General features: G+C 68.0%; 26 protein-coding genes. 18 read left to right on the top strand and 8 right to left on the bottom strand.

Annotated elements, in window-relative coordinates:
- Positions 1-12 precede the first annotated feature (12 nt).
- From VLK61_RS15845 to VLK61_RS15810, 8 genes are all read left to right on the top strand, one after another.
- A complete protein-coding gene (locus VLK61_RS15845) occupies positions 13-1,263 on the top strand; it encodes an ABC transporter substrate-binding protein (RefSeq protein ID WP_325422580.1) in 1,251 nt (416 codons plus the stop codon).
- A gap of 16 nt (positions 1,264-1,279) precedes the next feature.
- Positions 1,280-2,137: a branched-chain amino acid ABC transporter permease gene (locus tag VLK61_RS15840; RefSeq protein ID WP_325422579.1), complete on the top strand. Its 858-nt coding sequence runs from the start codon at positions 1,280-1,282 to the stop codon at positions 2,135-2,137.
- Positions 2,134-3,138 carry a branched-chain amino acid ABC transporter permease gene (locus VLK61_RS15835; protein ID WP_325422578.1) on the top strand — a complete coding sequence of 335 codons (1,005 nt, stop codon included), beginning with the start codon at positions 2,134-2,136 and terminating at the stop codon, positions 3,136-3,138. The genes VLK61_RS15840 and VLK61_RS15835 overlap by 4 nt, the downstream gene beginning before the upstream one ends.
- Positions 3,135-3,839 (top strand): ABC transporter ATP-binding protein, encoded by a 705-nt coding sequence (locus VLK61_RS15830; RefSeq protein ID WP_325422577.1) that lies wholly within the window; start codon positions 3,135-3,137, stop codon positions 3,837-3,839. The genes VLK61_RS15835 and VLK61_RS15830 overlap by 4 nt, the downstream gene beginning before the upstream one ends.
- A 16-nt stretch (positions 3,840-3,855) precedes the next feature.
- On the top strand, positions 3,856-4,557 hold the full coding sequence (locus VLK61_RS15825) for an ABC transporter ATP-binding protein (protein ID WP_325422576.1): 702 nt from the start codon (positions 3,856-3,858) through the stop codon (positions 4,555-4,557).
- 79 nt (positions 4,558-4,636) lie between these two features.
- Positions 4,637-6,115 carry an alpha/beta hydrolase domain-containing protein gene (locus VLK61_RS15820; protein ID WP_325422575.1) on the top strand — a complete coding sequence of 493 codons (1,479 nt, stop codon included), beginning with the start codon at positions 4,637-4,639 and terminating at the stop codon, positions 6,113-6,115.
- Entirely contained in the window at positions 6,116-7,909 is a 1,794-nt protein-coding gene (locus tag VLK61_RS15815) for a carboxylesterase/lipase family protein (protein ID WP_325422574.1), read from the top strand. It abuts the gene before it with no gap.
- A gap of 43 nt (positions 7,910-7,952) precedes the next feature.
- Positions 7,953-9,086, top strand: a complete 1,134-nt coding sequence (locus VLK61_RS15810) for an ABC transporter substrate-binding protein (RefSeq protein ID WP_325422573.1) — start codon at positions 7,953-7,955, stop codon at positions 9,084-9,086.
- A gap of 67 nt (positions 9,087-9,153) precedes the next feature.
- Here VLK61_RS15810 and VLK61_RS15805 read toward each other — a convergent pair whose 3' ends face one another.
- The 3 genes from VLK61_RS15805 to VLK61_RS15795 form a co-directional block, all read right to left on the bottom strand.
- Positions 9,154-10,131: a helix-turn-helix domain-containing protein gene (locus tag VLK61_RS15805; RefSeq protein ID WP_325422572.1), complete on the bottom strand. Its 978-nt coding sequence runs from the start codon at positions 10,129-10,131 to the stop codon at positions 9,154-9,156.
- Positions 10,132-10,306: 175 nt separating this feature from the next.
- Positions 10,307-11,365: a 2,3-butanediol dehydrogenase gene (locus tag VLK61_RS15800; protein WP_325422571.1), complete on the bottom strand. Its 1,059-nt coding sequence runs from the start codon at positions 11,363-11,365 to the stop codon at positions 10,307-10,309.
- A 19-nt stretch (positions 11,366-11,384) separates the two neighbouring features.
- On the bottom strand, positions 11,385-11,912 hold the full coding sequence (locus VLK61_RS15795) for a 2,4'-dihydroxyacetophenone dioxygenase family protein (protein ID WP_325422570.1): 528 nt from the start codon (positions 11,910-11,912) through the stop codon (positions 11,385-11,387).
- 202 nt (positions 11,913-12,114) lie between these two features.
- On the opposite strand from VLK61_RS15795, the gene VLK61_RS15790 reads away from it, so the two are divergent.
- Positions 12,115-13,131, top strand: coding sequence for an AraC family transcriptional regulator (locus tag VLK61_RS15790; protein WP_325422569.1), 1,017 nt, complete (start codon positions 12,115-12,117; stop codon positions 13,129-13,131).
- A gap of 102 nt (positions 13,132-13,233) precedes the next feature.
- Positions 13,234-14,313: an alpha/beta fold hydrolase gene (locus VLK61_RS15785; protein ID WP_414636819.1), complete on the top strand. Its 1,080-nt coding sequence runs from the start codon at positions 13,234-13,236 to the stop codon at positions 14,311-14,313.
- 157 nt (positions 14,314-14,470) lie between these two features.
- On the opposite strand, the gene VLK61_RS32250 is transcribed toward VLK61_RS15785, so the two are convergent.
- Genes VLK61_RS32250 through VLK61_RS15760 form a run of 5 tightly spaced genes read right to left on the bottom strand, consistent with a single transcriptional unit; the run spans position 14,471 to position 18,266 of the window.
- Positions 14,471-14,701, bottom strand: coding sequence for a hypothetical protein (locus tag VLK61_RS32250; protein WP_414636820.1), 231 nt, complete (start codon positions 14,699-14,701; stop codon positions 14,471-14,473).
- Between the two features lie 18 nt (positions 14,702-14,719).
- Positions 14,720-15,865, bottom strand: a complete 1,146-nt coding sequence (locus VLK61_RS15775) for a hypothetical protein (protein WP_325422567.1) — start codon at positions 15,863-15,865, stop codon at positions 14,720-14,722.
- Between the two features lie 28 nt (positions 15,866-15,893).
- Positions 15,894-17,054 (bottom strand): acetyl-CoA acetyltransferase, encoded by a 1,161-nt coding sequence (locus VLK61_RS15770; protein ID WP_325422566.1) that lies wholly within the window; start codon positions 17,052-17,054, stop codon positions 15,894-15,896.
- On the bottom strand, positions 17,051-17,482 hold the full coding sequence (locus VLK61_RS15765; protein WP_325422565.1) for a Zn-ribbon domain-containing OB-fold protein: 432 nt from the start codon (positions 17,480-17,482) through the stop codon (positions 17,051-17,053). Before VLK61_RS15765 ends, VLK61_RS15770 begins: the two co-directional genes overlap by 4 nt.
- Before the next feature lie 13 nt (positions 17,483-17,495).
- Positions 17,496-18,266, bottom strand: a complete 771-nt coding sequence (locus VLK61_RS15760) for an enoyl-CoA hydratase/isomerase family protein (protein WP_325422564.1) — start codon at positions 18,264-18,266, stop codon at positions 17,496-17,498.
- A 123-nt stretch (positions 18,267-18,389) separates the two neighbouring features.
- Between VLK61_RS15760 and VLK61_RS15755 the strand changes: the two genes are divergently transcribed.
- The 8 genes from VLK61_RS15755 to VLK61_RS15720 form a co-directional block, all read left to right on the top strand.
- Positions 18,390-19,568, top strand: a complete 1,179-nt coding sequence (locus VLK61_RS15755; protein WP_325422563.1) for an acyl-CoA dehydrogenase family protein — start codon at positions 18,390-18,392, stop codon at positions 19,566-19,568.
- Complete coding sequence (locus VLK61_RS15750; RefSeq protein ID WP_325422562.1) at positions 19,565-20,686, top strand: acyl-CoA dehydrogenase family protein; 1,122 nt, start codon at positions 19,565-19,567, stop codon at positions 20,684-20,686. Before VLK61_RS15755 ends, VLK61_RS15750 begins: the two co-directional genes overlap by 4 nt.
- A complete protein-coding gene (locus VLK61_RS15745; RefSeq protein ID WP_325422561.1) occupies positions 20,683-21,864 on the top strand; it encodes an acetyl-CoA C-acyltransferase in 1,182 nt (393 codons plus the stop codon). Before VLK61_RS15750 ends, VLK61_RS15745 begins: the two co-directional genes overlap by 4 nt.
- A 21-nt stretch (positions 21,865-21,885) precedes the next feature.
- Positions 21,886-22,311, top strand: a complete 426-nt coding sequence (locus tag VLK61_RS15740; protein WP_325422560.1) for a Zn-ribbon domain-containing OB-fold protein — start codon at positions 21,886-21,888, stop codon at positions 22,309-22,311.
- A gap of 54 nt (positions 22,312-22,365) precedes the next feature.
- The gene (locus tag VLK61_RS15735) at positions 22,366-23,520 is read left to right on the top strand and encodes a thiolase family protein (protein WP_325422559.1); all 1,155 of its coding nucleotides are present in this window, start codon (positions 22,366-22,368) and stop codon (positions 23,518-23,520) included.
- A gap of 4 nt (positions 23,521-23,524) precedes the next feature.
- A complete protein-coding gene (locus tag VLK61_RS15730; RefSeq protein WP_325422558.1) occupies positions 23,525-24,550 on the top strand; it encodes a zinc-dependent alcohol dehydrogenase family protein in 1,026 nt (341 codons plus the stop codon).
- A gap of 19 nt (positions 24,551-24,569) precedes the next feature.
- Complete coding sequence (locus tag VLK61_RS15725; RefSeq protein ID WP_325422557.1) at positions 24,570-25,805, top strand: acyl-CoA dehydrogenase family protein; 1,236 nt, start codon at positions 24,570-24,572, stop codon at positions 25,803-25,805.
- A 54-nt stretch (positions 25,806-25,859) separates the two neighbouring features.
- A partial coding sequence (locus VLK61_RS15720) for an acyl-CoA dehydrogenase family protein (RefSeq protein ID WP_325422556.1) occupies positions 25,860-26,783 on the top strand: 924 nt, incomplete at its 3' end.

The raw sequence follows: 26,783 nt of genomic DNA, 5'->3' as shown, positions 1-26,783 counted from the left end.
TGGAGACCCACCATGAAGATCACATTGCAGCGTATCGTCGCCGCCATCGCCTTGCTCGCCGCCGGTGGCGCGATGGCCCAGGCCAAACCCGTTTGCGGGCTCAACAACGGCAAGGCCGCGAGCGGTGAACCGATCGCGCTCGGGGCCGTTGTCGGCAAGACCGGGCCCGACGATTTCAGCGCCTCGGCGCTGGCCTCGCAGGCCTATTTCAAGTGTGTCAATGCCAACGGCGGCATCCATGGCCGGCCGGTTGAACTGACGATCGTCGACGACCAGTGGAACCCGGAGGTCGCCGCCCAGGCGGCCGCCAAGCTGGTGAAGGACCGCAAGGTGCTCGCGATGGTGGGCAGCTCGAGCTTCGTGGAGTGCGGCGTCAACGCGAAGTTGTACGCGCAGGAAGACGTGATGGTCATCGCCGGCGTCGGCGTGCCGCGCGAGTGCTTCTTCGCGAAGAACTACGTGCCGGTGAACACCGGTCCTCGCGTCTCGGCCACCGTGGTCGGCATGCACATGGTGCAGGCCTACAAGGCCAAGAAGATGGTCTGCGTCATCCCCAACATTCCGAGCCTGGGCAATTGGGCCTGCGATGGCTTGAAGAACTGGGGCGAAGCCAATGGCGTGACCGTGGACGTGATCACCATCGACCCCGGTTCACCCGACGCTACCTCGACCATGCTGCAGGCCGCAGCGGCCAAGCCCGATGCGATCGTACTCAACCTGCCCAAGGGCATCATGGTGCCGATGCTGGCTGCAGCCGAGCAGCAGGGCCTGGCCAAGAAGATCCGCTTTGGCTCTTCCACGCCGGCCTACAACTTCGACGTGCCCAAGGCCATCGGCGCGGCCTGGAACGACAACTTCGACATCCACCTCGAGTTCATGCCCGTGGAGTCGGCTGGCGCCGACAACCTGAACTGGAAGGCCACGATGGAGGCCTATGCCGCCAAGACCGCGCCGCGCGATTCGTTCGCGCAGGCAGGCTACCTGGCTGCACGCATGACCACCGAAGCGCTGCTGAAGCTGGATCCGAAGAAGATCGACCGCGCCACGGTCAGCGCTGCCCTGCGTGCCATCAGTGGCTTCAAGAGCGACATCCTGTGCCGGCCCTTCTACGTGGGCGACGGCGCGCGCCACAACGCCAACTCCAGCGGGCCGATCGCGCAGGTCAGCGGTAGCGGCTTCAAGCAGGTCACGGCGGGATGTCTTGCAGCGGGCGACCCGGAGTTGAAGGATCTGCGCTTGACCGAGAAGCGCCTGGGTCTGTGAACAGGACGGACGCGAGATGCCTGATCTGACCCCGTTCCTGGTGGCGGGCCTGGGTGTCGGCGCGGTGTACGCCCTGTCCGGTGTGGGCCTCGTCGTTCTGTTCCGGTCGTCGGGCGTGCTGAACTTCGCGTTCGGTGCGCTCGGGGCGGTGGCCGCCTACGTCGCCTGGTCGGCGCTCGACCACGGCTGGCCCTTGGCGCTGGCCGCGCTGGCTGCGGTCGCCACCTCGGTCACTATCTCGCTGGCCTATGGCCGCTTGCTCGCGCCGCGCCTGGCCGAGCGAGAACCCACGGTGCGCTCGATCGGCACCTTGGGACTGGCGCTCGTGGTGCTCGGTTTCACCGAATGGTTCTGGGGCGAGCAGCCACGCCGGCTCGTGCTGCCCACCGATGCAGGCGCGATCGAGTTCGCCGATGTGCGGCTCACCTACACGCGCGTTCTGGGCATCGCGGCCGCGGTAACGATGATGGCCGCGGTGGGGCTGCTGCTGGCCCGCACGCGCATCGGCCTGGCGATGCGGGCGCTGGCCGATCAGCGGGGCCTGAGCGCCATCCTGGGCATTCGCGTGCTTCAGGTGGATACGGCGGCCTGGGTCATCTCGGGCGCCTTCGCTGGCGTGTGTGGGCTCTTGCTGGGCAACATCGTTCGGCTGCAAGCCACGGTGCTGACCTTCCTCGTCATCCCGGCATTTGCCGCAGCCATCATCGGCCGCTTGTCGTCGCTGCCGGTCACCGTGGCGGCCGGCTTGGCCATCGGCATGCTGGAAGCTGTCGCGGTGCTGGTGCCCGGCTTCTCGCCGTTCCGCACCGCAACTCCGTTTCTCATTGCGTTGCTGGCCATCGTGCTGTGGCGCGACGTCTCCCGGAAAGCATGACTCCCGACTCCATTCAACGCGAGCGGCGTGCCGCCCGCCTGGGCCTGCTGCGCATGGTCCTCGTCGTCCTGGTGGTGGGTGCGCTCGTGCCCTGGCTGGCCAACGCCTATTGGATCAAGACGCTGACATCGTCTCTGGCGCTGGCCGTCGCGGCCGCCGGTGTGGCGCTGCTGTATGGCCAGCTCGGCCTGGTCAGCCTGTGCCAGTACGCCCTGCTGGGCGTCGGCGGCTGGGTCGCGCTGCGGGTAGGCCATGGCTTGCACTGGCCGTTCGAGGCCTGCGTGCTGGCCGGTGGGCTGACAGCCGGCGTGGTGGGCATGCTGGCCGGTCTGCCGGCCTTGCGCCTGAAAGGGCTGTACCTGGCGCTCGTGACGCTGATGCTGGCCGGGGGCTTCCAGGTGGTGATCAGCGCGACGGGTTTCCCCGACGGCGGTGCAGGCTTCCTCGGGCGCATCAGTGGCAGCGAGCGGCTGATGTTGCCGCGCCCCGCCATCGCGCAAGGTGAGGGCGCGTACTTCGCCTACGTCGCTGCCTGGCTGGCCGCCATGCTGGCGCTGCTGGAACTGCACCGGCGCACGCGGGCCGGCCGCTCCTGGGCGCTGATCCGCCGTGGCGAGGCGGTGGCCGAGGGCGCGGGTGTCAACGTGCTGCTGTACCAGACGTGGGCATTCGGGCTGGCCGGCCTGTGTGCGGGGGTCGCCGGCGCCCTGCTGGCCGGTGCCGTGGGACAGCTCGACGGCCGTGCGTTCGCCGCGAGCGAGTCGGTGATGCTGTTCGCGCTGACGCTGATCGGCGGCGCCTATCACTGGGTCGGCGCGCTGGTGGCCGGTCTGCTGTTGCGGGCCGTGCCCTCGCTGCTGGTCGATCTGGGTGTCAACGGCTACCTGGCGATGGTGTTCTTCGGGGCCGCGCTGCTGCATGCGCTGATCACCGCGCCGCGCGGGCTGGCCGGTCAGTGGCTGGCCACCCTCCAGCGCCTGCGGGCAAGGGGGCAGACATGATCGAGATCCGCGGCCTCACCGTGGCCTTCGGCGCCGTCGTCGCGATCGATGCGCTTGATGCGGTGCTCGACGCCCCGGTGTGTGGCCTGATCGGCCCGAACGGCGCGGGCAAGACCACGCTCGTCAACCTGCTCAGCGGCTTCGTGTCGGCCAAGGTGGGCGAGGTGAGGGTGGACGACACGGCGCTGCTTGGCTTCAACACCGCGCGCCGCGTGCGCTTCGGCCTGCGTCGCTCGTTCCAGACAGAACAGGTGGTGGAGGACCTGAGCGTCTGGGACAACGTGCAGGCCATGCTCGACCATGTGCCGCATCGCCGTGACCAGGCCGACGCACAGGTGCAGCGGGCGCTCGAGCACGCCGGGCTGCTGGATTGCGCCGCTGTGCCGGGCGCCGAACTCGACCTGTTCCGGCGCCGCATGGTGGAGGTGGCGAAGGCCCTGGTCGGCGTGCCGCGCTTGATCCTGTTCGACGAACCCGGCGCCGGCCTCGACGAACGCGAGTCGCGGGTGCTGCGCGATGCGATTGCGGCGATCCCGGCCAACTTCGGCGCCCAGGTGCTGTTGATCGACCACGACGTCGACCTGATCGCCGCCATCTGCACGCAGACCCTGGTGCTGGACTTCGGTCGCCGCATTGCGCTGGGCGCCACGCGCGCGGTGCTCGACGACCCGGCCGTGCGCCAGGCCTACCTGGGCGCTTGACCCTTCACGAATCGCCATGCTCGAAGTTCGCCAACTCCACGTTTCACGAGGCGGCAAGGCCGTCGTCCACGGCTTCGACCTCGACGTCGCGGCCGGCGAGATCGTTGCGCTGCTCGGCCCCAACGGCGCCGGCAAGTCCAGCATCGTGCTCGCGCTGGCCGGCGCCGTCGCACGCAGCCAGGGCCGCGTGCGTGTGCACGGCACGGCGCTGGAAGGCCTCTCGCCCGACGCGGTGCGCCGCGCCGGGCTGGCCATCGTGCCCGAGGGTCACCACCTGCTCGGCAGCCTGTCGGTGCATGACAACCTGCGGGCCGCGGCGATGCTGCTGCCCGCTGCCGAGGTCGAGCCGGCCATTGCGCGCGTGCTGAAGATCCTGCCGGAACTCGAGGCCAAGCTCGCGCAGCCCGGCCGCACGCTCTCGGGTGGCCAGAAGCAGATGGTCTGCATGGCACAGGCCCTGCTCGCCCGCCCCAAGGTGCTGGTGGTGGACGAACTGTCGCTCGGTCTCGCGCCGCTGGTCGTGCGGCGCCTGGCCGAGGTGGTGCGGCGTGCCGCGGCCGACGGCGCCGCTGTGCTGCTGATCGAGCAGTTCACCACGCTCGCGCTGTCGCTGGCGAACCGCGCCTGTGTGCTGCAGCGGGGCCGGACGGTGTGGTCGGGCGGGGCGCTGGCGCTGCGCGAACAACCCGAGATTCTGCATGGCAGCTACCTCGCATGAAGAAGCGGACGGTGGCCCAGCGCCACGCCAAGGACGGGTTCGTCGCCGTTAAACATCAGAAATGAACCAGGAGAGAGACATGAACAGATTGCGTCTGAACAGGCTGGCTTTCCCTTCTCTGGTGCTCTTGACTGCCATGGCAGTTCAGGGCTGCGGAGGCGGCGGAGGGTCTGAAACGAATGCCGTGCCCGAGCCGCCCGCTGCGGTACTCACGGAAGTGAAGGTCCCCGGCACCACGCCGATGTCGGCGACAGCCGTCGATCTGGCTGCGGCTGGATACACCGCGCGGGAGTTCTATGCCGAGGGCAAGGCCAATCGCTACACGGGGGTGGGAGGCGGCGCACCGGGCTTTGCAGGAGGCGCCTCGCTGCAGACTGCGACCGTGCTCGATGGCGGTTGGGCTTACCGCACGCGAGTGATGGTGAGGACGCCGGCGCGGGAGAAGTTCAACGGCACGCTTGTCGTTGAGTGGACCAACGTCACCGTCGGAGCCGACTTTGAATTCGCCAACGCGGAGGCGTCGAAGTACCTCTTGCGCGAGGGCTACGCGGTGGCTGTCGTGTCGGCGCAGCGCGTCGGCGTCGAGAGACTCAAGACATGGAGCCCGACGCGCTATGCGGGACTGTCGGTGGACGTGAACGCGTGCGGCGCCGACGGTACGTCCGGCACCACCGGCACCTCCCTCTGCGCCGGCGACCCGCTGTCGTTCGACATCTTCACGCAAATCACACAAGCGCTGAAGCAGAACGCAGGCGGAAGCAGCGCGCCCATGCCTGGGTTGGTCGTTGCAGACGTGATCGCTATCGGCCAGTCGCAGTCTGCCGCTCGTCTGCAGAGTTACTACAACGGGGTCCAGCCTCTGGCCGGCGTGATCAATGGTTTCGCCTACTGGGATATGTCGGGCCAATTGCGTTCGGATCAGCGGGTTCCGGCGATCAGCGTTCAGTCCGAGGCATTTGCGGTGCTCGTCGGCCCGTGGACGACGTCGGAGTTCACGCGGCGGTGGGATGTCGCCGGCGCGACGCACGCATCGCTGTACGGCTCGCACTACATCGACGCGATCGTCGCTCGCGATCAGTCCATCATCGGCCCGGGCGGACCGATCTCGTTCACGCAATGGATACAGCCGACATGCACCACGTTGCCGCCTTTCACGACGGTGGATGTGGGACTCGTGTTCAGCAACGCCATCGATTCGGTGCGCCGCTGGATCAGGACCGGCACGCCGGCAGCGCCCTCGATGAACTTCGAACGGGATGCCTCGGGCGGATTGGTTCGTGATACCGATGGCAAGGTCAAGGGTGGCGTTCGCCTGGCCCAGTTCACCGCACCGACAGCGGACCAGAAAGCACCCAATGGCGCGGCGTTCCCGTGCAGCATTTCCGGGTGGCATCGCGACTACACGCCTGCGGAGCTGAAGAGCCTGTACGGCGACCACAGCAACTACGTCGCACAGGTCACCCATGCCATGGTCAAGGCGTCCACGGACGGGTACATCCTCGCGGTCGACGCCGTGGCGGCGATTCGTGATGCCGAGAATTCGGACGTGGCGAAGTAGATGAACAAGTCAAGCGCCCCACACCCCGATACCCGCCGCCGCGTGGCGGGCGGTGAGCTGATCGGCTCCCGCGAAGCGGACGGCACGCATGCCTGGCGTGGCATGCGTTACGCGCGGCCGCCCATCGGGGCTTTGCGCTGGCGCGCACCGCAGCCGGTAGCCGCCTGGGACGGCGTGCTACAGGCTCTGGAACACGGGCCGATGGCGCCCCAGTACGCAGGCTTGCTGGCGCCGGTGCCGGCCAAGCTGTACGGCCGCATCGTGGGCGATGAGGACTGTCTGTCGCTGAACGTTTTCGCGCCCGCCTGGGCGCCCGCAGCCGTGCCCACCGGCGGCCAGCGGCGTCCGGTGATGGTGTGGATCCACGGTGGCGGCAACGCGGTCGGCACATCGGCCAGCTACGACGTCGCACGCAACTACGCGGCGCACGATGGCATGGTCGTCGTCACCGTCAACTACCGGCTCGGCGTGCTCGGATGGTTCTCCCACCCCGCGCTGCACGATGCTGACGCGGCCACGCCCGAAGAGCGCTCCGGCAACTTCGGCACGCTGGACTTGATCGCCGCGCTGTGCTGGGTGCGAGACAACATCGCGGCTTTCGGCGGCGACCCGGGCTGTATGACGATCTTCGGCGAGTCCGCCGGCGGTCAGAACGTGCTGACCCTGCTGGCCAGCCCCTTGGCCGCAGGGCTCTTCCACCGCGCCATCGCACAGTCGCCGGTGGCCGAAACCTTCAGCGTCGATGAGGCCACCGAGCGCAATGACGCTGCGCTGGAGAGCCACCGTACCAGCGCGCGCGAGGTGGTCGCCAGGTTATGGGCCGCAGCCGGCAAGGCGCGGGATGCCGACGCCGCTGATCAGGCGCTGCATGCCATGCCCGCCACCGACCTGGCGACCTGGCTGCGCTCACTCAAACCCGAAGAACTGTTGAGCGTCTTCAAGCCGGGAAGCGTCGGCATCTATCTGTGCCCACGTCCCGTGCGCGATGGCGTGGTGCTGCCACGCGATCCGCTGTGCGAGGTTTTTCGCCGCGGCGCATGGAACCGCGTGCCGGTGATCCTGGGCAGCAACCGCGATGAGTACCGCACCTTCCTGGCCGACAAGCCCCAGCATGTGCGGCTGCTGTTCGGCAAGCTGCCTTTGCTGCGGGATCGCGCCGAGTACATCACTGAATCGGGCTTCTACTCGCAGGCCTGGCGCTCGCTGCATGTCGAAGCACCCGCCGATGCGATGCTTGCCGGCGGACACGGCGACGTCTGGACCTACCGCTTCGACTGGGATGAAACGCCCGCCGTTCCATTCGTACGACCCGACATCCTGCTCGGCGCCGCGCACGGCATGGAAATGGCGTTCGCCTTCCGTGACACCGCGGGCGAGTTGGACATCTTCGGCGTCAACACGGCATTCAACCGAGCGGGCAGGCGCGCCGTCGCGCAGGCCATGGGCGACGCGTGGACGAGCTTTGCGCGCACCGGTGTGCCTGGCCTGTCCGGCGGCGCGCAGTGGCAACGGCGTACACCAGGCACAGCCGCCGAAACGCTGTTGATCGACAGCCCGGCTGGCGGAGGTCTGCGCATGGCGGCGGTGCGCCGCGACATCGGATCGCTCAAGCGGTCGCTGCGGGAGTCGCCCCAAGTCACATCGGGCGAATCACGCTGCCGAATCTATGCGCGCGTTTTCTTGTGGTCACCGCTGTTCGTGGGCAACGGCAGCGAAGCGGAATACGACGAATGGGGTCGTGAGTTCCGTTGCACCTTGCCGGCATCCGCATTTCGGCCGCTCACGGAGGTCTGATGAAGAGCTTGGGTGCGGCGCTTGAAGTTGGAAGGACACCGTCATGAACAAGCGTCGCCAGCTGCTGCTGGCTTCCCTGGCCGGCACGGCCGGTTCGATCTTTGCTGCCGAATCGGGCGTCGGCGACAGCGAGATCCTGCTCGGTCAGAGCGCCGTGCTGAGCGGTCCGTTGGGCCCTGCACTGCAGGGTTTCAACGCTGGCGCGAGGCTTGCGTTCGAAGACGCCAACGACCGAGGCGGTATCGCCGGCCGCAAGCTGCGGCTGATCTCGCTGGATGACGAACTGAAGCCCGAGCGTGCCCTCGCCAACTACAAGGCGCTGTTGGCCGAGCACAAGGTGTTCGCCTTCTTCGGCTGCGTGGGCTCGGCCACGACGGTGGCAGCCCTGCCCATCCTGAAGGAAAGCAACGCGCCGCTGATCGGCAACTTCGCGCTGTCCGATAGCGCGCGCGAGAAGTCCAGCGGCGCCGCCTACTTCGTGCGTGCCACCTATGGCCGCGAAGCCACCAAGCTGGTGCAGCACCTGGGCACCGTTGGCATCAGCCGCATTGCCGTGGCGTACCTGGACAACCCGGGCGGCCAGGAGGTGCTGGCGCAGATCAAAGCCGCGGTGCTTGCCGAGGGCAAGGTCAAGGACCTGGCGGGTGCCGCCGCGGTGAAGAACGACGGCAGCAACGCGGTGGAGGCCGGCAAGGCACTGGCCGCGGCGAATGCCCAGGCCGTCGTCTTGTTCGCCGGTGGCGCGCCGGTGGCGCAGCTGATGCTGACGATCGGCGAAGCCGGCGCATCGCCGTCGTTCTACGGCATGTCGGTGGTGCCCAGCGATCAGGTGGCCAAGGCCATGGGCGCCAAGATGCGTGGCCTGGCCACGTCGCAGGTGGTGCCGTATCCGTGGAGCGAATCGGATCCCACTGCGCGAGCCTTCCACAAGCAATGCGAAGCGGCCAAGCTGCCGCTGGCCTACCACGTCTACGAGGGCTACCTGAACGGCCAGGTGCTCCTCGAAGGCCTGCGCCGCGCCGGGCGCAACCTGACCCGTGGCTCGCTGCACGCGGCGATGCACGGGCTGAAGACCCGCATCGGCGGCATCGACTTCGACTTCACCGGCGGCAACGCCACCGGATCACGTTTTGTCGAGCTGGTGCATATCAATTCCGAGGGCCACTACCGCCGGTGAACGCAAACGGGTTGGGGCGCTGTGCTGCCACCACGCACCCATCGGGCTGTGCGCCACTGCCTGTGCGCTACTGCGTCAGCGCGCCGCTCCGGGTCTCGGCAGCCCGGCGTTGACACGCACCGGGTGTGAGGCCGTAGCGCTGTTTGAACAGGCGATTGAGGTGCGCGCTGCTCCTGAAGCCCCAGGCAAAGCCGATCTCGGCGGCAGAACGGTGGGCGTTGGCTTCATGGGCGAGCGCCGATTGACAGCGTTCCAGACGGCTGTTCCAGATCTGACGCTCCAGGCTGACCTCGTCGTCCTCGAACACGCGGTGCAAGTAGCGCTTGGAGCAGCGAAGCGCGTCGGCGATGCGCTGAATGCTCAGCTCCGGATCGGAAAGATGCGTCATCATGTACTGGCGCGCGCGCATCTTGAGCAACGAGGGCAGGGGCACTGGCTCGCCGATGCGCCGCAGGGTTTCAGCCAGCGTCGAGCCGAGCAGGCCCATGACGGACTCGCTGACCGCTTGGCCAACACCGTCCGGCAGGCCAGGCAGTTGGTCGCTCAGCGCGCGGAGGTAGCTGCCGAACACGCCGTGCAAGCCGGCCACGTTGTCGGTGCCCGATTCACCCGCATGTGGCGCGGGCAGGCGCAAGCCGGCGAGCAAGGCGCGCGGCACCTGCGTCACGAGCAGCGTGCAGCGCTCGGGGTTGGTGATCGAATACGGCGCACGGGGGTCATAGAGGATCCAGTGGCCGGGCTGCAGCACAACGCGGCGCTGCTGCTGCTGGACGATGCCGCGGCCGCCAACCTGCAACACCAGTTTGTAGAACTCGTCGGTCGGCAGTTCGCCGCACGCGGCGTCGCGCTCGATGTGGTGAGCCGGTGCGTCGATGCGGTACATGCGCAGTGAGCCGACGTCGAAGGCATCCAGCGAGGCATCCAGCGGCCCGTCGTCCAGGCTGGAAACGCGCAGGCGGCCGAAGTAGCGCGTGGTGATGTTGCTCCAGGCCTGCGCGCGATCGCAGGCCTGGACCCGGTTCGTCGACCAGTGTGTGTGATGCATCGTGTGTCCCAGCCGATTTGCCCTGGAAGTTTAGTGGCGGCGTTTGCGCGCCGGCCTAGTGAAAGCGCGCAGGCCGGCCGGCCCGCATGTCACCACGCTGACCTTTCGATTGACTGACAGGGAACACGACAGCGGCACGACGCAGCTTTCACTGCGACATGGACTGGCAAGAAAGTCATTCTGGGTCTGCATCAAATGGCGCAACCAGCACCTTGACTTGGCCCTTGTCGGCGAGCAGCGCGTCGAACCCTTGCGGCACCGCGTGCCTGAGTGACACCTTTCGTGTGACGATGGCTGCGGGGTCGATGAGACCCCGCGCCGTCCATGCAATCAGCGTCGGGAAGACATCCCGGTATCCCACGCTGGCGGTCAGCCGCAGTTCGCGGTTGACGGTGTCAAAGATGTCCACCTGCGCCTTGCCCATCAAGCCGACCAGCATGGCCTCGCCTCCCTTGCGCAGACACCCGAGCGTGGCGTCCAGCGTGGCTTGCGATCCCGCGACCTCGAAGGCGATCGCGGCGCCGCGGCCTGACGTCGCCCCGAGGATCGCGCTGGTGCTGTCCTCCCGAGACGCATCGACGGCGCCGCTGGCTCCCATCGAGCCCGCCATCGCCAGGCGCTTTGCATTGACATCGACCGCAATGACGTCTCCCGCACCGCACTGGCGCAGCATGGCCACGGTCAGCAGGCCAACAGGCCCCATGCCGAACACCGCGCAGGCGTCCCCCGCCTGCAGCCCGCTCATCCGCACCGCGTGCAAGGCCACGGCCGCCGGCTCGAGCGCAGCCGCCTGGTCGAAGCCCACTTCGTCGGGAAGCGGATGCACGGTGTACGACGGCACGACGACCGATTCGGCCATTCCGCCGTCACCCATCAGGCCGATGAAACCCATCGACGTGCAGCGGTTGTACTGGCCGCGCAGGCAGTAGTCGCACGCTCCGCAACGGTACTCGGGCTCGATGGCCACCCGTGCGTCGACGGCGACGCCCGGGTCGGCGGACTCGACCACCGTGCCACAGAACTCATGCCCCAGCGTCAGCGGCGCTCGGCGGCCCGAGATCGGATGAGGGCAGTCCACCGGGATTGCGTGGGGACCGTCGACGTACTCGTGCAAGTCGCTGCCGCAGATGCCGCAATAGGCGACACGGATGCGCACTTCGCGAGGCCGAAGCGAGGGCTCCAGCAGGTCGACGAGACGCAGGTCTCGCGGTCCGTGCCAACGCAGCGCCTTCATCGCGGTCAGGTGAGCCGGCTCAGCGGAACAGGGTGTCGACGTGCGCGGCGCCGATGCCGACCTTCTCGTAGTGCTCACGGCACAGCGCGATGTAGTCGTGCACGTCGAAGTGGCCCGTGGAGCCGCCCTTCTCGTCGAGCCAGATCAGCGGCCCCTTGACGATGAAGTACACCAGCATCGGATCGGGGTGCTCGTACGAAACCAGCGTATGGCTTTCTCCGGGCGTCTCGAACACGAAGTCGCCGGCCGTCGCGATCCAGTCGTGTTCGAGATAGCCCCACTTTCCGGAGATCGTGTAGGCGAAGACCTCGTGCGGGTGATAGTGCCGGTTGACCAGCCCCGGCTTGTCGGCGCGCAACACGTCTGCCCACCTGTTCTCGCTCGGCGAAATCCACAGCGGGCGAGAGGACACCGTCTCGCTGAAGGGAACGTAGTAGCGCACGTCGTCCGTCGCCGCATTGGCGATGTGTACTTCAGGTTTCGCGTCAGGCTTGAAAACATTCGTAATGGGCGGGATGCTGCGCCAGAATTCGCTTGTTGCCGTCATCGGTGTCTCCCTGCACAAAGCGTGATGAGCTCACTCTGTCAGCCGAGGACCTGAACGGCTGTTCCGAAGGAGACGAGTTGTTTGTCCCGCTTGGACAACGATGGCGGCTCATGGATTCCCCTGATCGGTCGGACCCTGGCGATTGCCGCTGCTACGATGAGCTGAACCGAACAGCAACTGCGGTCGACCACGTCGACACCTCATGCAATCTCTTACTGCGGGGCAAGGCAGGCATGTTCCTGTCAAGGAAGGGTCGACGGACTTTGTGCCTGTCCGCGATCGCCTGCGCTACTGGGAGTCGTACACGAGGTCGGAGCTCGTCGGCTTGCGGTGCTCGTCCTACGCCAGCGAGGGGCTGTGTGCGCGCCAGCGAAATTACGACCTTGGCTCGCTTCGCATTGCCGACATTACCGGTAATGAACATGTTGTGGAACGCACGATGCCCATCGTGCGCCGGCACCCCAAGGACGCCGTGTTCGCCTGCCTGCTGCTGGAGGGCGACGCATTCTTCTACCAGGCCGGCAGCTGCACGCCCGTGCATGGCGGCGACCTCATCATCTACGGCACGACGAAGCCGTATCTGTACGGGTTCACCCGGCCCATGCGGCAGTTGATGATCGACATCAGCGCAGACGAACTGTTCGAGTCGGGCAGTGGCCCGGCACCGTCGTCGCTGCTCAGGATCGACGGCAGTCTTCGCGCGGGGCGGCTGCTGACCCAGCCGCTTCGGGACCGGATCCTCGGCTTCATCGAGAACCCGCTCCGAGAGCGGGTGCCTTCGATGGACGAGCAGATTCGCGCGAGCCTGCGGATGCTGCTGCGCCCGATGCAGCATCCGGGCTCGAGGCCCGGCGACATTGCGGCCCTGCGCCTGTTGCGTGCGGAGCGCTTCATCGCCGAGCACCTCGCAGCCTCGGAACTCGACGCCGAGACCGTCGCACGCCACATGGCGATGTCGCTGCGAAACCTCAATCGGGTGTTCGAGAAGCACGAATGCAGCGTGACGCAGTGGATCTGGCAGCAACGCCTGGCCCTGGCGCATCGGCTGCTGGCCGATCCTGTCCATTCGACCTCGCCCATCGGGGACATCGCGCTGGGCTGCGGATTCTCGACGCAAGCGCACTTCGCCCGCGAGTTCAAGCACCGCTACGGGCTGACCCCGACCAAGCATCGAGACACAGCGCTCGGTTCCCAGGTAGATGCATCTTGTATCTTGTGACACCCCTGCTGCTTGTCCACTTGAGAACAGCAACGCGTCCGAACGAGAACAGCGCGCGGGCCAGTGACTCGCTACAGTGATGCGCAGTCTCACGGGTCTTGGATGCGCATGAAATTCGAACGAATGGTGTTCAGGGTCGTCTGTACTGTGGCGGTCTTGTTCACGGCAGTTGCCGGAATCGCCGCCGAAGTTCCAACGCCGAAAGAGGGCGACTGGACGATTCGTGACTTTCGCTTCCGATCCGGTGAAGTGATCCCCGAACTCCGGGTTCACTACACGACGGTCGGTGCCCCGACGGGGGAGCCTGTCCTCATACTGCATGGCACCACCCAATCGGGGGCAAGCATGCTCGGGCCCAGCTTCGGCGGTGAACTGTTCGGTCCCGGTCAGCCACTGGACGCCAGCCGCTACTACGTGATCCTTCCCGACGCCATCGGCCACGGAAAGTCGAGCAAGCCCTCGGATGGTCTGCGAGCCAGCTTCCCGAAATACACGTACGAGGACATGGTCGAAGCCCAGTACCGGTTGGTGACCGAGCACCTGGGCATACGCCGTTTGAGAGCCGTTGTCGGTTTCTCGATGGGTGGGATGGAGACCTGGATCTTCGCCCAGAAGTATCCCGAGCTGATGGACATCGCGGTGCCGATGGCTTCCCTTCCGACGGAGATGTCGGGCCGAAACTGGATGCTCAGGCGGCTTGTCATCGACTCCATTCGCAATGATCCGGAGTGGATGAACGGCAACTACGCCAAGCCCCTTGCCAGCGCCAGGTTTGCCTCGGTGTTCTACAGCCTGGCCACCTTGGGCGGCAATCTCGCGTTGCAGAAAGCTGCGCCTTCGCGAGAGAAAGCCGACAGCATCGTCAACCAGCGGCTGGCCGCCCCCTTTTCGGCAGATGCCAACGATGTTCTCTACCAATACGAATCTTCGCGCGACTACAACGCCTCTGCCGGGCTCGAAAGGATCCAAGCGGAACTCCTGGCCATCAATTCCACCGATGACGAGCGAAACCCCCCGGAGCTTGGCATCCTCGAGCGCGAAGTCAAACGCGTGAGGAAGGGGCGAGTGTTCCTGATTCCGGCAAGCGATCAGACGGCCGGCCACGCGACGGCCTACTTCGCAAGATCCTGGAAAGAGAAAGTCGCCGAGCTGCTGCAAACGGCGCCGCGTCCGGGCAGATAGCGCGGACCTCGTGCAGCAGGCCACCAATCCATTCCGCGATGCTTGGCCGAGGGGAACGTGTCAATGACTTTGCGGCACCCGGAGACGTTAATTCAGTGTGCGGACGACTGGCACCATCGCCTTGCCCCACGGTGACGACATCGAGCTGCATGGCCGCTCAGTCGAAGCTCAGCAGTACCTTCATCGCCTGCGTCCGGTCGGCGGCCAGCGCGAACGCACGGCCGGCGAGCCAGTCCTCCTCGATGCCGACGCCGTCACGGTTGAGCTTCGCCACGACGCTGTCCCTGCGATACGTGTTCCATGCCAGCACGATGTTGGTGAACAGTGCGTGAGCGCCCGAGATGGCCGCCATCTCCTGCCGGCGGCCCGCCCGGAGCGGAATGAGCAAGGTGGCAGCGCGCGGCGACTATTCGTACAACGCGCCTTCGAAACGCTCCTGGCGCACGAGGATCGTGCGGTTGAACGAGTTCAGCAGCAGGTGGTCTTCGAACACGTCCCGGCGGCCGTCGGCCAGTTGCACGAAGCCATGGCCGGTGCAGATCTGGTAGCAGTACAGGCGAACGCCGGCATCCAGCGTCCAGTATTCGTAGGCGCGGCCGTGGCAGTGGATGTCCAGCTCCACGGTGGCCTCGGCGTTGTGCATCTGCAGCCGCCAGTGCACCGGCAGATGGTAGCCGCTGCGCGGGTCTTCCCAATGTTCCAGCGTGTCGTAGCGGATGCTGCCCATGCCGGCGGCGGGGTTGAACTTGATCTCGCGCTGGCCGACATAGACGGTGCCGATGTCCACGCTGCCGGGGCGGAAGAAGTTGATGCCGATATCGCCCTTGGTGGCATACAGCCACCACATCACGCGCGGTGCCGGCAGGTTGCGAATCGGGTCGGCAGCCTGGCCGACCAGGATGTGCTCACGCACCCCTTGGCCATCGACGATGTCGAAGCGCCGCTCGCCCGCGGTGATGCTGCCGTCCACGCGCGCGAACACGTCGTAGCCGCCGCGCTGGGCCTGCGCCGCACCGGCAAACGGCCCCCAGTTCCACAGCGGATGGCCGATCTGTTTGTAAGTTAGATCGAGATCCAGCCCGGCCACCGGTCCGGCCACGCGCCAGGCCGGCGGCTGGGCACCGGGCTCTGAGATGAACTGCTGCTGGTCGAAGGTCCAGACCACGCGCTCTTCGCTCTGCTCGATGCGCACCGCGTCGCGCGCAAATCGTTCGCCGCGGTGCCAGCCGGTGCGCACGAAGTTGTTGTCTGTCATGCGGCCACGCTGGCTGCGCGGCACGGAGATGAACATCAGGTCGCGCTCGGCGCTGGCCTGGTCGATCCACACGCCACGGCCGTTGGCTTCCAGCAGGTAGCCTGCTGTCCACAGCAGCAGGTCATGGTCACCGCTCTCGGCCACCAGCGCGAAGGCGGATTCTTCCCAGAGATCAGTCTTTGCGTGGTCCAGCAGGCCGAAGCGTGGTGTCTCGTCTTCGAGTGTGATGGCCGGCGCATGCGCCTTCGCATGCGTCGCGATGTATTGCTGGTCGTAGCTGTCGTGGTCGCTGCTCATGGCTGTGCCTTGGGAGCGAAGCCCGCCATCACAGAGTCTCCGCAGTGCCGAAGATCGCGGTGGCCTGGCTGGACAGGATGCCCCCGTTGCCATGCGCCAGCGCCAGCCGCGCGCCAGCCACCTGGCGGGCACCGCACTCGCCGCGCAACTGCCGCACCGATTCAACGATGGTGAAGAGGCCGAACATGCCCGGGTGGCCATACGACAGGCCGCCGCCGCTGGTATTGACCGGTAATGCGCCGCCCGGCGCGATGCGCCCACCTTCGACGAACGCACCGCCTTCGCCCTTGGCGCAATAGCCCAGGTCTTCGAGAAACAGGATGGGGTTGATCGTGAAAGCGTCGTAGAGCTGCAGCACGTCGATGTCCGCTGGCTGCAGCCCGGCCTGCGCAAAGGCCCGCGGGCCCGACAACGCGGCACCGGTGAGCGTGAGATCCGGCATCGCGGCGATGTCGCCATGCGTCACCGCGGCCGCGGCGGCCAGCAGGTACACCGGGTGTGCGTGCCGGTCGGGCGCCTGGTCAGCACGCACCATCACCACGGCGGCGGCACCGTCGGTCACCAGGCAGCAATCGCGCACGCTCAAGGGGTCGCAGACCATGCGCGCGCCCAACACCGTGGCGATGTCCAAGGGCTCGCGTGCGCTGGCCTCGGGGTTCAGCTGGGCCCAGCGCCGGGCGGCGACGGCCACCTCGGCCAGCTGGTGCCGCGTGGTGCCGTACTGGTGCATGTGGCGCGCGGTGGCCAGCGCATAGCCGGTGATCGGGCGCAGCGGCTGGTAGGGCGTCTCCCAGGCCGAAGGTTTGCTGGTCTGCACCAGTGCGCCGCTGGCGGTGGCCTGGTTGCTGCCGTAGGCAATCAGCGCCACCTGGCACAAGCCGGCGTCCAGCGCCAGTGCGGCGTGCTCCAGGTGCAGCAGAAAAGCCGACCCGCCGCTGCGGTTGTTGTCGGTGAGCCGCGCGTCGATGCCCATGTATTCGCAGAAGCTCAGAGTCGCCAGCGTGTCCTGCGGCTGGGCGATGAAGACAGCGTCCACGTCGGCGGGCGTCAGCCCGGCATCGGCCAGCGCCAGCAGGCTGGCCCGCGCCGCCAGCTCGATGGCCTCGAAGCCCGGCGCCTTGCCGACGCCGAACGTGGCCGCGCCGACCACGGCGCTGCGGCCGCGCGGGAAGCCGCTGCCGCTGCTCATTGGCCGGCCTCGGCGCTGTGCGTGGCTGCCCAGGCCGGGATGGCCGGCTCGAAGACGATGCGTGGCGCTTCGCCGCCGCTGTCGATGCGCGCGATCACCGCCATGCCGATGCGCACATGGTCCGCCGGCATGCCCAGCACCGTGCTCATCAGGCGCGGCCCTTCGGCCAGGTCGATCAGTGCCACGTTGTAGTCCGCCGCCGGCGGCTTGCGCCGCACCACGCTGGTCGAATGCACGGTGCCCGCGCCGCTGGCCATCACCCATTGCAAGGCCGCGCCGCTGCCGGGTTCGGCGACTCGTGGCGGGAACACATGGCGGCCGCTGGCCGCGCAGCGCTGGACCATGAATCGGCCTTCGGCCAGGTGGCGGCGAAACTCAGCCTCGGGGCCGAGCACCGTGGACTGTTTGGTGGCCGTCTCGGTGGGCATCTCGGCGGCCCTCTCAATGCCCCGTGAACTTCGCTGCGCGCTTGTCCTTGAAGGCCTGCGTGCCTTCGCGGAAGTCTTCGGCCTGCACCGCCAGCGGCAGCATGCTGCCTTCGAGGTCCATGAACTGGTCCAGCGTCATCGTGGCCGCGACATCGAACATGCGCTTGGCCAGGCCCATCGCGATGGTCGGCGCAGCGGCGTATTCATGGGCCAGCGCCAGCGCCTCGTCCATCAAGGCGGCATCGGGCACCACCTTGTGCACGAAGCCGAGTTCAGCGGCTTCGACGGCGCCCACCATACGCGCCGAGAAGGCCAGGTCCTTGGCCTTGGCCACGCCCAGGTGGCGCACCAGGAACCAGGCACCGCCGGCGTCGGGCGGCAGAGCGATCTTGCGCTGGATCTGCGAGAAGCGCGTGGTCTCGGAGGCGATGATCAAGTCGGCCGCCAGCGCCATCGAGAAACCCATGCCGACAGCGACGCCGCGGGTCGCCGCAATCATCGGCTTCTGCACCCGCGCCAGCGCACGGATCAGCTTGTGCATGTGGCGCGCCCGCAGGAACGAGCCGTTGAGGCCGCCCATGCCCATTTCGCCGATGTCGGCACCGGCGCAGAAGTCGGTGCCGGCGCCGGTCAGCACCACCGCGCGGATTTCCGGGCGGTCGTTGATCTGCTCGCACAGGGCGGCCAACTCGTCGCGCATGGCCAGCAACATGGCGTTCTTCTTCTCGGGCCGCTGCAGTGTGAGGATGCCGACGGCGCCATCGGTGGACAGCTGAATGCTCATCGCGATAACCTGGTTAACGTAGTGTTCTTAGTTTAAGAAGACTCGGCGATTCCGATCTCAGGGATCACCCGAACATCGCAAACGTAGTTAACTAGGTAAGCTTCGCTGAACGCATCTGCCGCCATGTCCTTGCCTCGCTTCGACCCCATCACCCTGCCGCCCGGCATCGCCGCCTGGCGCGCCGAGGTGCGCGACTTCATCGGGGGCGAGATGGCCGCTGTTCCCGGCGGCATCCCTGCCGAGCGCCGCGCCAACGCCTGGTCGGTGTTCGATGCCGGCTTCAGCCGCCGGCTGGGCCGGCGCGGCTGGATCGGGCTGACCTGGCCACGCCGCTACGGCGGCGCCGAACGCAGCGCGCTCGAGCGCTATGTGCTGCTCGAAGAACTGCTGGCCGCCGGTGCGCCGGTGGGCGCGCACTGGATTGCCGACCGCCAGAGCGGCCCGGCGCTGCTGCGCTACGGCAGCGAAGCGCAGCGCCAGCGCTTGCTGCCGGCCATTGCCCGCGGCGAGTGCTTCTTCTGCATCGGCATGAGCGAGCCCGGCGCTGGCTCCGACCTGGCCGCCGTGCGCACCCGTGCCGAGCGCCGCGGCGACGGCTGGGTCGTCACCGGCCAGAAGCTCTGGACTACCCATGCTCACCAGGCGCAGATGATGATCGCGCTGGTGCGCACCGCGCCCGAAGGCGCCAGGCGCCACGAGGGCCTGAGCCAGCTGCTGATCGACATGAGAAGCCCGGGCCTGAGCGTGCGGCCCATCGTCGACCTGGCCGGCGAGGTGCACTTCAACGAAGTGTTCTTCGACGAGGTGCCGGTGCCGGCCGACATGCTGCTGGGCACCGAAGGGCAGGGCTGGGCGCAGTGCACCAGCGAGCTGTCGCTGGAGCGCAGCGGGCCGGAGCGTTACCTGTCCAGCCACGCCTTGTTCGACGAATGGCTGCGTCACGTGGGCACTAGCGAGGCGGCCGGCGCGGCGGTGGGCGAAGCCACGCGCATGGCCATCGGCCAGATCAGCGCCGAGTTGTGGACGCTGCGCCAGATGTCGCTGTCGGTGGCCGGCCGCCTGGCCGCGGGCGAAGACCCGACGCTGGAAGCGGCCATCGTCAAGGACCTGGGCAACAGCTTCGAGCAGGCCTTGCCGCGGCGTGTGCAGGCCTTGCTGGATAGCAGTGTGACGCTCGAAGACGAAGCGCCGCTGGCCCGTGTGCTGGTACTGCTGCTGCAGACCTCGCCGTCGTTTTCCTTGCGCGGCGGTACGCGGGAGATCCTGCGCGGAATCATTGCCAAGGGATTGGGTTTGAGATGAGCCACGAACAACGCACCCTCCTGGCCGACACGCTGCAACGCCTGTTTGCCGACCATGCCCAGCCGCAGTCGGCCGTGTCCGAAGGCTGGAACACCGCGCTGTGGCGTCAGCTCGACGAGATGGGCTTGCCGCTGCTGATGGTGGCCGAGGCTCAAGAGGGCTACGGCGGCAGCTGGGACGATGCTTTCGTCGTCGCCCAGGCCCTGGGCAGCCATGCGGTGGCACTGCCGCTGGCAGAGACAGTGATGGCCCGCGCGCTGGCCGTTCGCCACGGCTTGCCGGCTGGCCCGGGTCCGCTGGGGCTGGCCAGCGCTGCCAGCGGCTCGCTCGATCGTGCCGGCCGCTTCACCGGCACGCTGCATGGCGTGCCCTGGGGTCGCCACCTCGAGCAGGTGCTGGCGGTGATCGACCAGGACGGCGCCCACCATCTGCTGATGCTGCCGCGCGCCGAGGCCACGCTGCGCGAGGGCCACAACCCGGCCGGTGAGCCGCGCGACCGCTTGGGCTTCGATGGCGCGGATGCGCGGGTGGTCCGCTGCGATGCGGCGCTAGGGCGCGAGCTGCTGTACCACGGCGCGCTGTGGCGGGTCGGCCAGATCGCCGGCGCGCTCGAGGCTTTGCTGGCGCGCAGCGTCACCCATGTGCGCGAGCGGGTGCAATTCGGCAAACCCATCGCCAGCTTCCAGGCCGTGCAGCAGCAGATGGCGGTCTTCGGCGCCGAGGTGGCGGCCGTGGGCTGCGCGGCGCGCGCGGCCTGCCGCAGCGCCACGGTGGGCGAGGCCCGCTTCGAGATCGCCGCCGCGAAGCTGCGTGCCAACCTGGCGATCGATTGCGCCAACGCTGTCGCGCACCAGGTTCACGGCGCCATCGGCTTCACGCGCGAGCACGACCTGCGCCACTTCACGCAGCGCCTGCTGGCCTGGCGCAGCGAATTCGGCAACGACCGCCACTGGAGCGAGGCACTCGGCCAGGCGGTGATCTCGCGGGGTGTCGATACCTTCTGGGCCGACCTCACCGCGCGTGGCGATGCGGCCGCGATGGCATCGGCCGCGGATGAGCCGGCAGGTGCCGCTGTCGACACCGTTGTGGCCAATCCAGAAAAAGAGCGTGCACGATGAACGACGCCGTGATCGTCGCCACCGCGCGCACCGCCATCGGCCGGGCTGGCCGCGGCGCATTGAACAACACCCATGGCGCGACCCTGGGCGCCAAGGTCATAGCAGCCGCATTGCAGCGCGCCGGCGTGCCACCCGATGCGGTCGACGATGTGCTGCTGGGCTGCGCCTGGCAAGAGGGCGCCACCGGCAGCAACATCGCCCGCCAGGCGGCTTTGCGCGCTGGCCTGCCGGATTCGGTGCCGGCGGCGACGCTGGACCGCAAGTGCGCATCCGGCCTCAACGCCATCGCCATCGCCGCGAACCAGATCCGCTGCGGCGAGGCCGAGCTGGTGGTGGCCGGTGGGCTGGAATCGGTGTCGCTGGTGCAGGACCATCGCAACCGTCATCGCACGGTCGATGCTGAACTGATGGCGTCATGGCCCGGCGTTTACGCGACGATGATCGCCACCGCCGAGAACGTCGCCACGCGCTATCGCATCAACCGCGAAGCGCAGGACGCCTACGCGCTGCGCAGCCAGCAGCGCACCGCAGCCGCCCAGGCGGCAGGGCGTTTCGATGCCGAGATCGTGCCGGTGGATGTGCTGCAGGAACTGCGCGACAAGCAAGGCCAGGTGACCGGTACCCAAGCGCTGAAGTTCATGCGCGACGAAGGCAACCGCCCGGAGACCAGCGCCGAGGGCCTGGCCAAGCTGAAGGCGGTGGTCGGCGAACACGGCGTGGTGACGGCCGGCAATGCCAGCCAGCTGTCCGATGGCGCCTCGGCCTGCGTGCTGATGGACGCGCGCCGCGCTGAACGGGCGGGCCTCGCGCCGCTGGGCATCTTCCGCGGCTTCGCAGTGGCCGGCTGCGCGCCGGACGAGATGGGCATCGGCCCGGTGTTCGCGGTGCCGCGGCTGCTGCAGCGGCATGGCCTGGGCATCGATGACATCGGGCTGTGGGAGTTGAACGAGGCCTTCGCGGTGCAGGTGCTGCACTGCCGCGACGTGCTGGGCATTGCCGACGATCGGCTCAACGTCAATGGCGGCGCCATCAGCATCGGCCATCCCTTCGGCATGAGCGGATCGCGCCTGGTCGGCCATGCGCTGATCGAAGGCCGGCGCCGCGGCGTGCGGTATGCCGTGGTGACGATGTGCGTGGGCGGCGGCATGGGCGCCGCGGCCCTGCTCGAGATCACCTGAATCGAGACTTGAGAGGACACGATGACAAACGACATCCCGCTGCACGACGGCCTGTTCACCTGGCCCTCGGCCACGCCGCAGCTGATCGGTGGCCGCTGTACCGATTGCGGCAGCTTCCACTTTCCGCCACAGGACAACTGCCCGCATTGCGCCGGGCTGGCCGTCGAACGCCAGCCCCTGAGTCGCCGCGGCACGCTGTGGACCTGGACCGTGCAGGGCTTCGTGCCGCCGGTGCCGCCGTATGCCGGCGCGGTGGAGGGCTTCGTGCCCTTCGGCGTCGGTTATGTCGAGCTGCCCGAAGGCCTGTGCGTGCAGGGCCGGTTGACCGTGAACGACCCGGCGCAGCTGCGCATCGGCATGACCATGGAGCTGACCACCGAGACGCTGCACACCGATGCGGATGGCGCTCACATCGTGAGCTATGCATTTCGACCGGTCGCCGCATGAAGCGCAGCGAGACAGCCCCCAAACAGCCCCCAGCACCCCGAACGGAATAGCAGCATGAACCCGGATATCGCAATCATCGGCGTCGGCCTCTACCCCTTCGGCCGCCACGAGAAGGTCTCGGCCATCGAAATGGGCGTGGTCGCCGCGCGCCAGGCCATGGCCGATGCAGGGGTGCAGTGGAAGGACGTGCAGGTGGCCTATGCCGGCAGCCTGTCGGTGATGATGCCCGAGACCATGGTGAAGTTTCTCGGCCTCACCGGCATCCCGTTCAGCAAGCTCTTCAACGGCTGCGCCACCGGCGGCAACCTGCTGCTGAACACGGTGAACGCGATCCGCGCCGGCCGGGCCGACGTGGGCATCGCGATCGGGCTGGACCAGCATCCCAAGGGTGCGTTCTCGTCGGGCGACAGCATGGCCTCCACCGGGCTGCCGCAGTGGTACGGCGAGGCCGGCCTGGCCGTCAACCCGCAGTTCTTCGCGATGAAGCTGCAGCGCTACATGCACGAGCACGGCATCACGCCCGCCACGCTGACACGCACTGCCGTCAAGGCCTTCGCCAACGGCGCGCTGAACCCCGCGGCCTGGCGGCGCAGCGCACTCAGCGCTGAAGAGATCGACAGCTCGCGCATGGTCTGCGATCCGCTGCGCAAGTACCACTTCTGTTCGCCAAGCGATGGTGCGGCGGCGGCCATCGTCTGCCGCGCCAGCATCGCGCACCGCTTCACCGGCACACCGATCTACCTGCGTGCCGGCGAGTTCAGTTCGCGGCTGTCGGGATCGTTTGACGTGCAGAGCACCTCGTTCCTGACACGGGCCACGCTCGGCGCGACCGAGCTGGCATCGCAGGCGGCCTATGCGGCTGCCGGCATGGCGCCGGACGAGATCGACATCGTGCAGTGCCAGGACACCGAGGTCGGCCACGAAATCATGCACCTGGCCGAGCTGGGCCTGTGCCGGCATGGCGAGCAGGAGGCCTGGATTCACGATGGCGCCACCGCGCGCACCGGCCGGCTGCCGACCAATACCGACGGCGGCCTGCTGGCCAATGGCGAGCCGATCGGTGCTTCGGGCCTGCGCCAGATCTACGAGATTTGTCGCCAGCTGCGCGGCGTGGCCGGGCCGCACCAGGTGCCGCGTGCGCTGAAGACCGGGCTGACGCATGTCTACGGCTTCCCGGGTTCGAGCTGCGTCACCATCCTGTCGAGATGATCCCATGCGAGCCTGGGTCAGCCACGGTGCCGGCCTCGAGCGGCTGAAGCTCGAGACACGCGAAACCCCGCGCCCCGGCCCGGGCCAGGTGCTGCTGCGCCTGCGTGCTGCTTCAGTGGCGCTGCGCGATCACAAGATGGCGTTGGGGGCTTATGGCGCCGGTGCTGATGCGTCGGGCCGCGTGCTGGGCGGTGAGGGTGTCGGCGAGGTCGCGGCGCTGGGCCCGGGCGTGTCTGGCTGGGTCATCGGCCAGCGGGTGAGCCCGCTGTTCATTCAGGGCTACACGGCCGAGCGCATCGCGGCCCAGGCCATCGCCGCCACCTCGCTCGGCGGCCTGCAGCGCGATGGCTGTTTCGCCGAATTCATGTTGGCCGATGCGGCCGCACTGGTCGAAGTGCCGAATCACCTCAGCGATGCCCAGGCCGCGGCGCTGCCGTTTGCCGGCCTCACCGCGTGGTGCGCGCTGCGCAGCCAGCGCGCGCTGAGGCCCGGCGACTGGGTCGTGACGCAGGGCAGCAATGGGCTGATGCTGCTGGCGCTGCAATTCGCGCTGGCGGCCGGCGCGCGGGTCATCGTCACATCGAAGAACGACGACAAGCTGGCGCGGGCCCAGGCGCTGGGCGCCACGCGGCTCATCAACTACCAGAGCCGGCCCGACTGGGCCGCGGCGGTGCACGACATCACGCAGGGCGAAGGCGCCGCGCTGGTGCTGGACCCCGGCGGCGCGCAGACCATCGCGCAATCACTGGCTGCACTGCAGCCTGGCGGCACCTGCTGCGTCGTTGGCGCGCTAGGAGCCAGCCCCGAGCTGGGCATCAGCCTGCCGTTGCTGCTGGGTCACCAGCTCAGCGTCGTGGGCTGCAACGGCGGCTCACTGGCGGCCCACCGCGCCATGGCCGCGGAAGTGGCGCGGGCTTGCATCGAGCCCGTCGTCGAAGCGGTCTGGCCCTTCGAACAACTGCCCGAGGCCCTGGCGGGCGCACCCAAGGCCGAGCAGTTCGGCAAGGTGGCACTGCAGATCGCTGAGTGAATGATCGCCGAGTGAACTGATGGACTTCAACGACACCCCCGAAGAGGCCGCCTTCCGCGCCGAGGCGCGCGCCTGGCTGGCCGCCAATGCGCCCCCGCGCGACGCCGCCAACTCGCTGGCCATCAACCAGGAAACCGGCGACTTCAGCGCCGAGTTTCCGCAAGCCCGGGCCTGGCAGGCGCGCAAGTACGACGCAGGCTTCGGCGCCATCTACTTCCCGCGTGAACTGGGCGGGCGCAGCGGCAATGCGCTGCAGCACATGATCTTCATGCAGGAGGAGGCGGCCTTCGATGTGCCGGCCACCAACCACTTCATGATCGTCAACCGCGGCTGCTGCTCGCTGCTGATCAAGCATGGCAGCCAGCCGCTGCACCGCGAGTTGATCCGGCCATCGCTGCGCGCCGACAAGGTCTGGTGCCAGCTGTTCAGCGAACCCGGCGCCGGCTCCGACCTGGCCGGCGTGCGCACGCGCGCCGAACGCGATGGCGATGAGTGGGTCATCACCGGCCAGAAGATCTGGACCAGCAACGCCCACCTGGCCGACTGGGGCGTGCTGGTCGCGCGCAGCGATGCCAGCGTGCCCAAGCACAAGGGCCTGAGCTTCTTCATCGTCGACATGAAGCTGTCCGGCATCAGCACGCGGCCGATCCGCCAGCTCACCGGCGGCAGCAATTTCAATGAAGTCTTTCTGGACGGGCTGCGCTTGCCCGATGCCTGCCGTATCGGCGATGTCGGTGCGGGCTGGAAGGTGGTGGTGTCCTTCCTGGCCGGTGAGCGCAGCAACATCGCGGTGAAAGAACTGCAGCCGCTGATCGCCGCACTGATCCGGCTGGCGCGCCAGGTGCGCATCGGCGGCCGCCCGGCGATTGAAGACGGCGGCGTGCGCGAGCGCATCGCTTCGTTCCATCTGCGCGAAGCGGGTGTGCGCCTGACGGTGCAGCGCATGCTCACCGCGCTGGCGCGTAACGAGGAACCCGGTCCCGAGATTGCCATCGGCAAACTGGTGCTGGGCACGCTGGTGCAGGAGATGACCGCTTTTGCACTGGACCTGATGGGCAGCCATGGCGCGGTGATGGATGCCGATGCGTCGCCGATGGCCGGCGTGTGGCAGAGCGAATGGCTGGGCTCGGTGGTCGACCGCCTGGGTGGCGGCACCGACGAAATCATGCGCAATGTGATCGGCGAACGCATCCTCGGCCTGCCTGAAGACGTGCGGGTGGACAAGCACCTGCCGTTCAACCAGCTGAGAGCGTGAGAGGCCATCCGATGTATCAGGCCAGCCCGGCCCCCACGGTCGCGGAGCACTTGAATGGACTTTGACTTTTCTCCCGAGCAGAAGGAGATGCAGCACCAGGCGCGGCGCGTGCTGGCCGAGTGCTGCGACTTGCGCTTTGTGCGCCGCGTGCTGGATGACGATGCGGAGGGCGGTGCTGCCGCTGCACACACGCTGTGGCGCCAGGTGGCCGAACTCGGCTGGCTGGGCGCGGCGATCCCCGAAGCCCATGGTGGGCTCGGGCTGGGCGGCAGCACCTTGGCGCTGATCGCCGAGGAGCTGGGCCGCGCCCTCGCGCCGCTGCCGGTGGCCGCGTCGATCTACCTGGCCGCACCCTGCGTGCTGCATGCCGGCACACCGGCGCAGTGCGGCGCGCTGCTGCCGGACCTGGCCAGCGGCGAACGCGTCGCCACGCTGGCGGCCGCCGAAGGGCTGGTCGGCATCGGTGAGCTGGCGGCGCAGCGTGCGCAGGTGGTGGGCGGCAAGCTCAGCGGCATCAAGCTCCCGGTGCCCGATGGCATGGCCGCGCACTGGGCGGTGGCCAGCGCGCAGGGCGACGAAGGGCCCGGCCTGTATGTCGTCGATCTGCACGGCCCCGGCGTGCTGCGCCAACCACTGCAAAGCCTGGACAGCACCAAGCCGCTGGCCCGCATCGAGTTCCGGGCCGCGCCTGCGCAACGCCTCGCCGGCGCGCTCCCGGCCGCGGCGGCCCTGCAGCGCGTGCTGGACGAAGCGGCCGTGTGGCTGGCCTTCGAGCAGATCGGCGGCGCCGATGCGGCACTGGCCTTGAGCATCGAGCATGCCCGCACGCGGCATGCGTTCGGCCGCGCCATCGGCTCGTTCCAGGGCATCAAGCACAAGCTGGCCGACATGTATGTCCGCAACCAGCTGGCGCGCGCCCACGCCTGCTACGGCGCCTGGGCGCTGGAGTCTGCGCCGCAAGCCTTGCCGGCGGCCGCG

The sequence above is a fragment of the Aquabacterium sp. genome (genome assembly GCF_035476535.1).
GTDB lineage: Bacteria > Pseudomonadota > Gammaproteobacteria > Burkholderiales > Burkholderiaceae_C > Pseudaquabacterium.
Note: the sequence above shows the minus strand (reverse complement) of the source record. Positions and strands in the feature narration are given on the sequence as shown.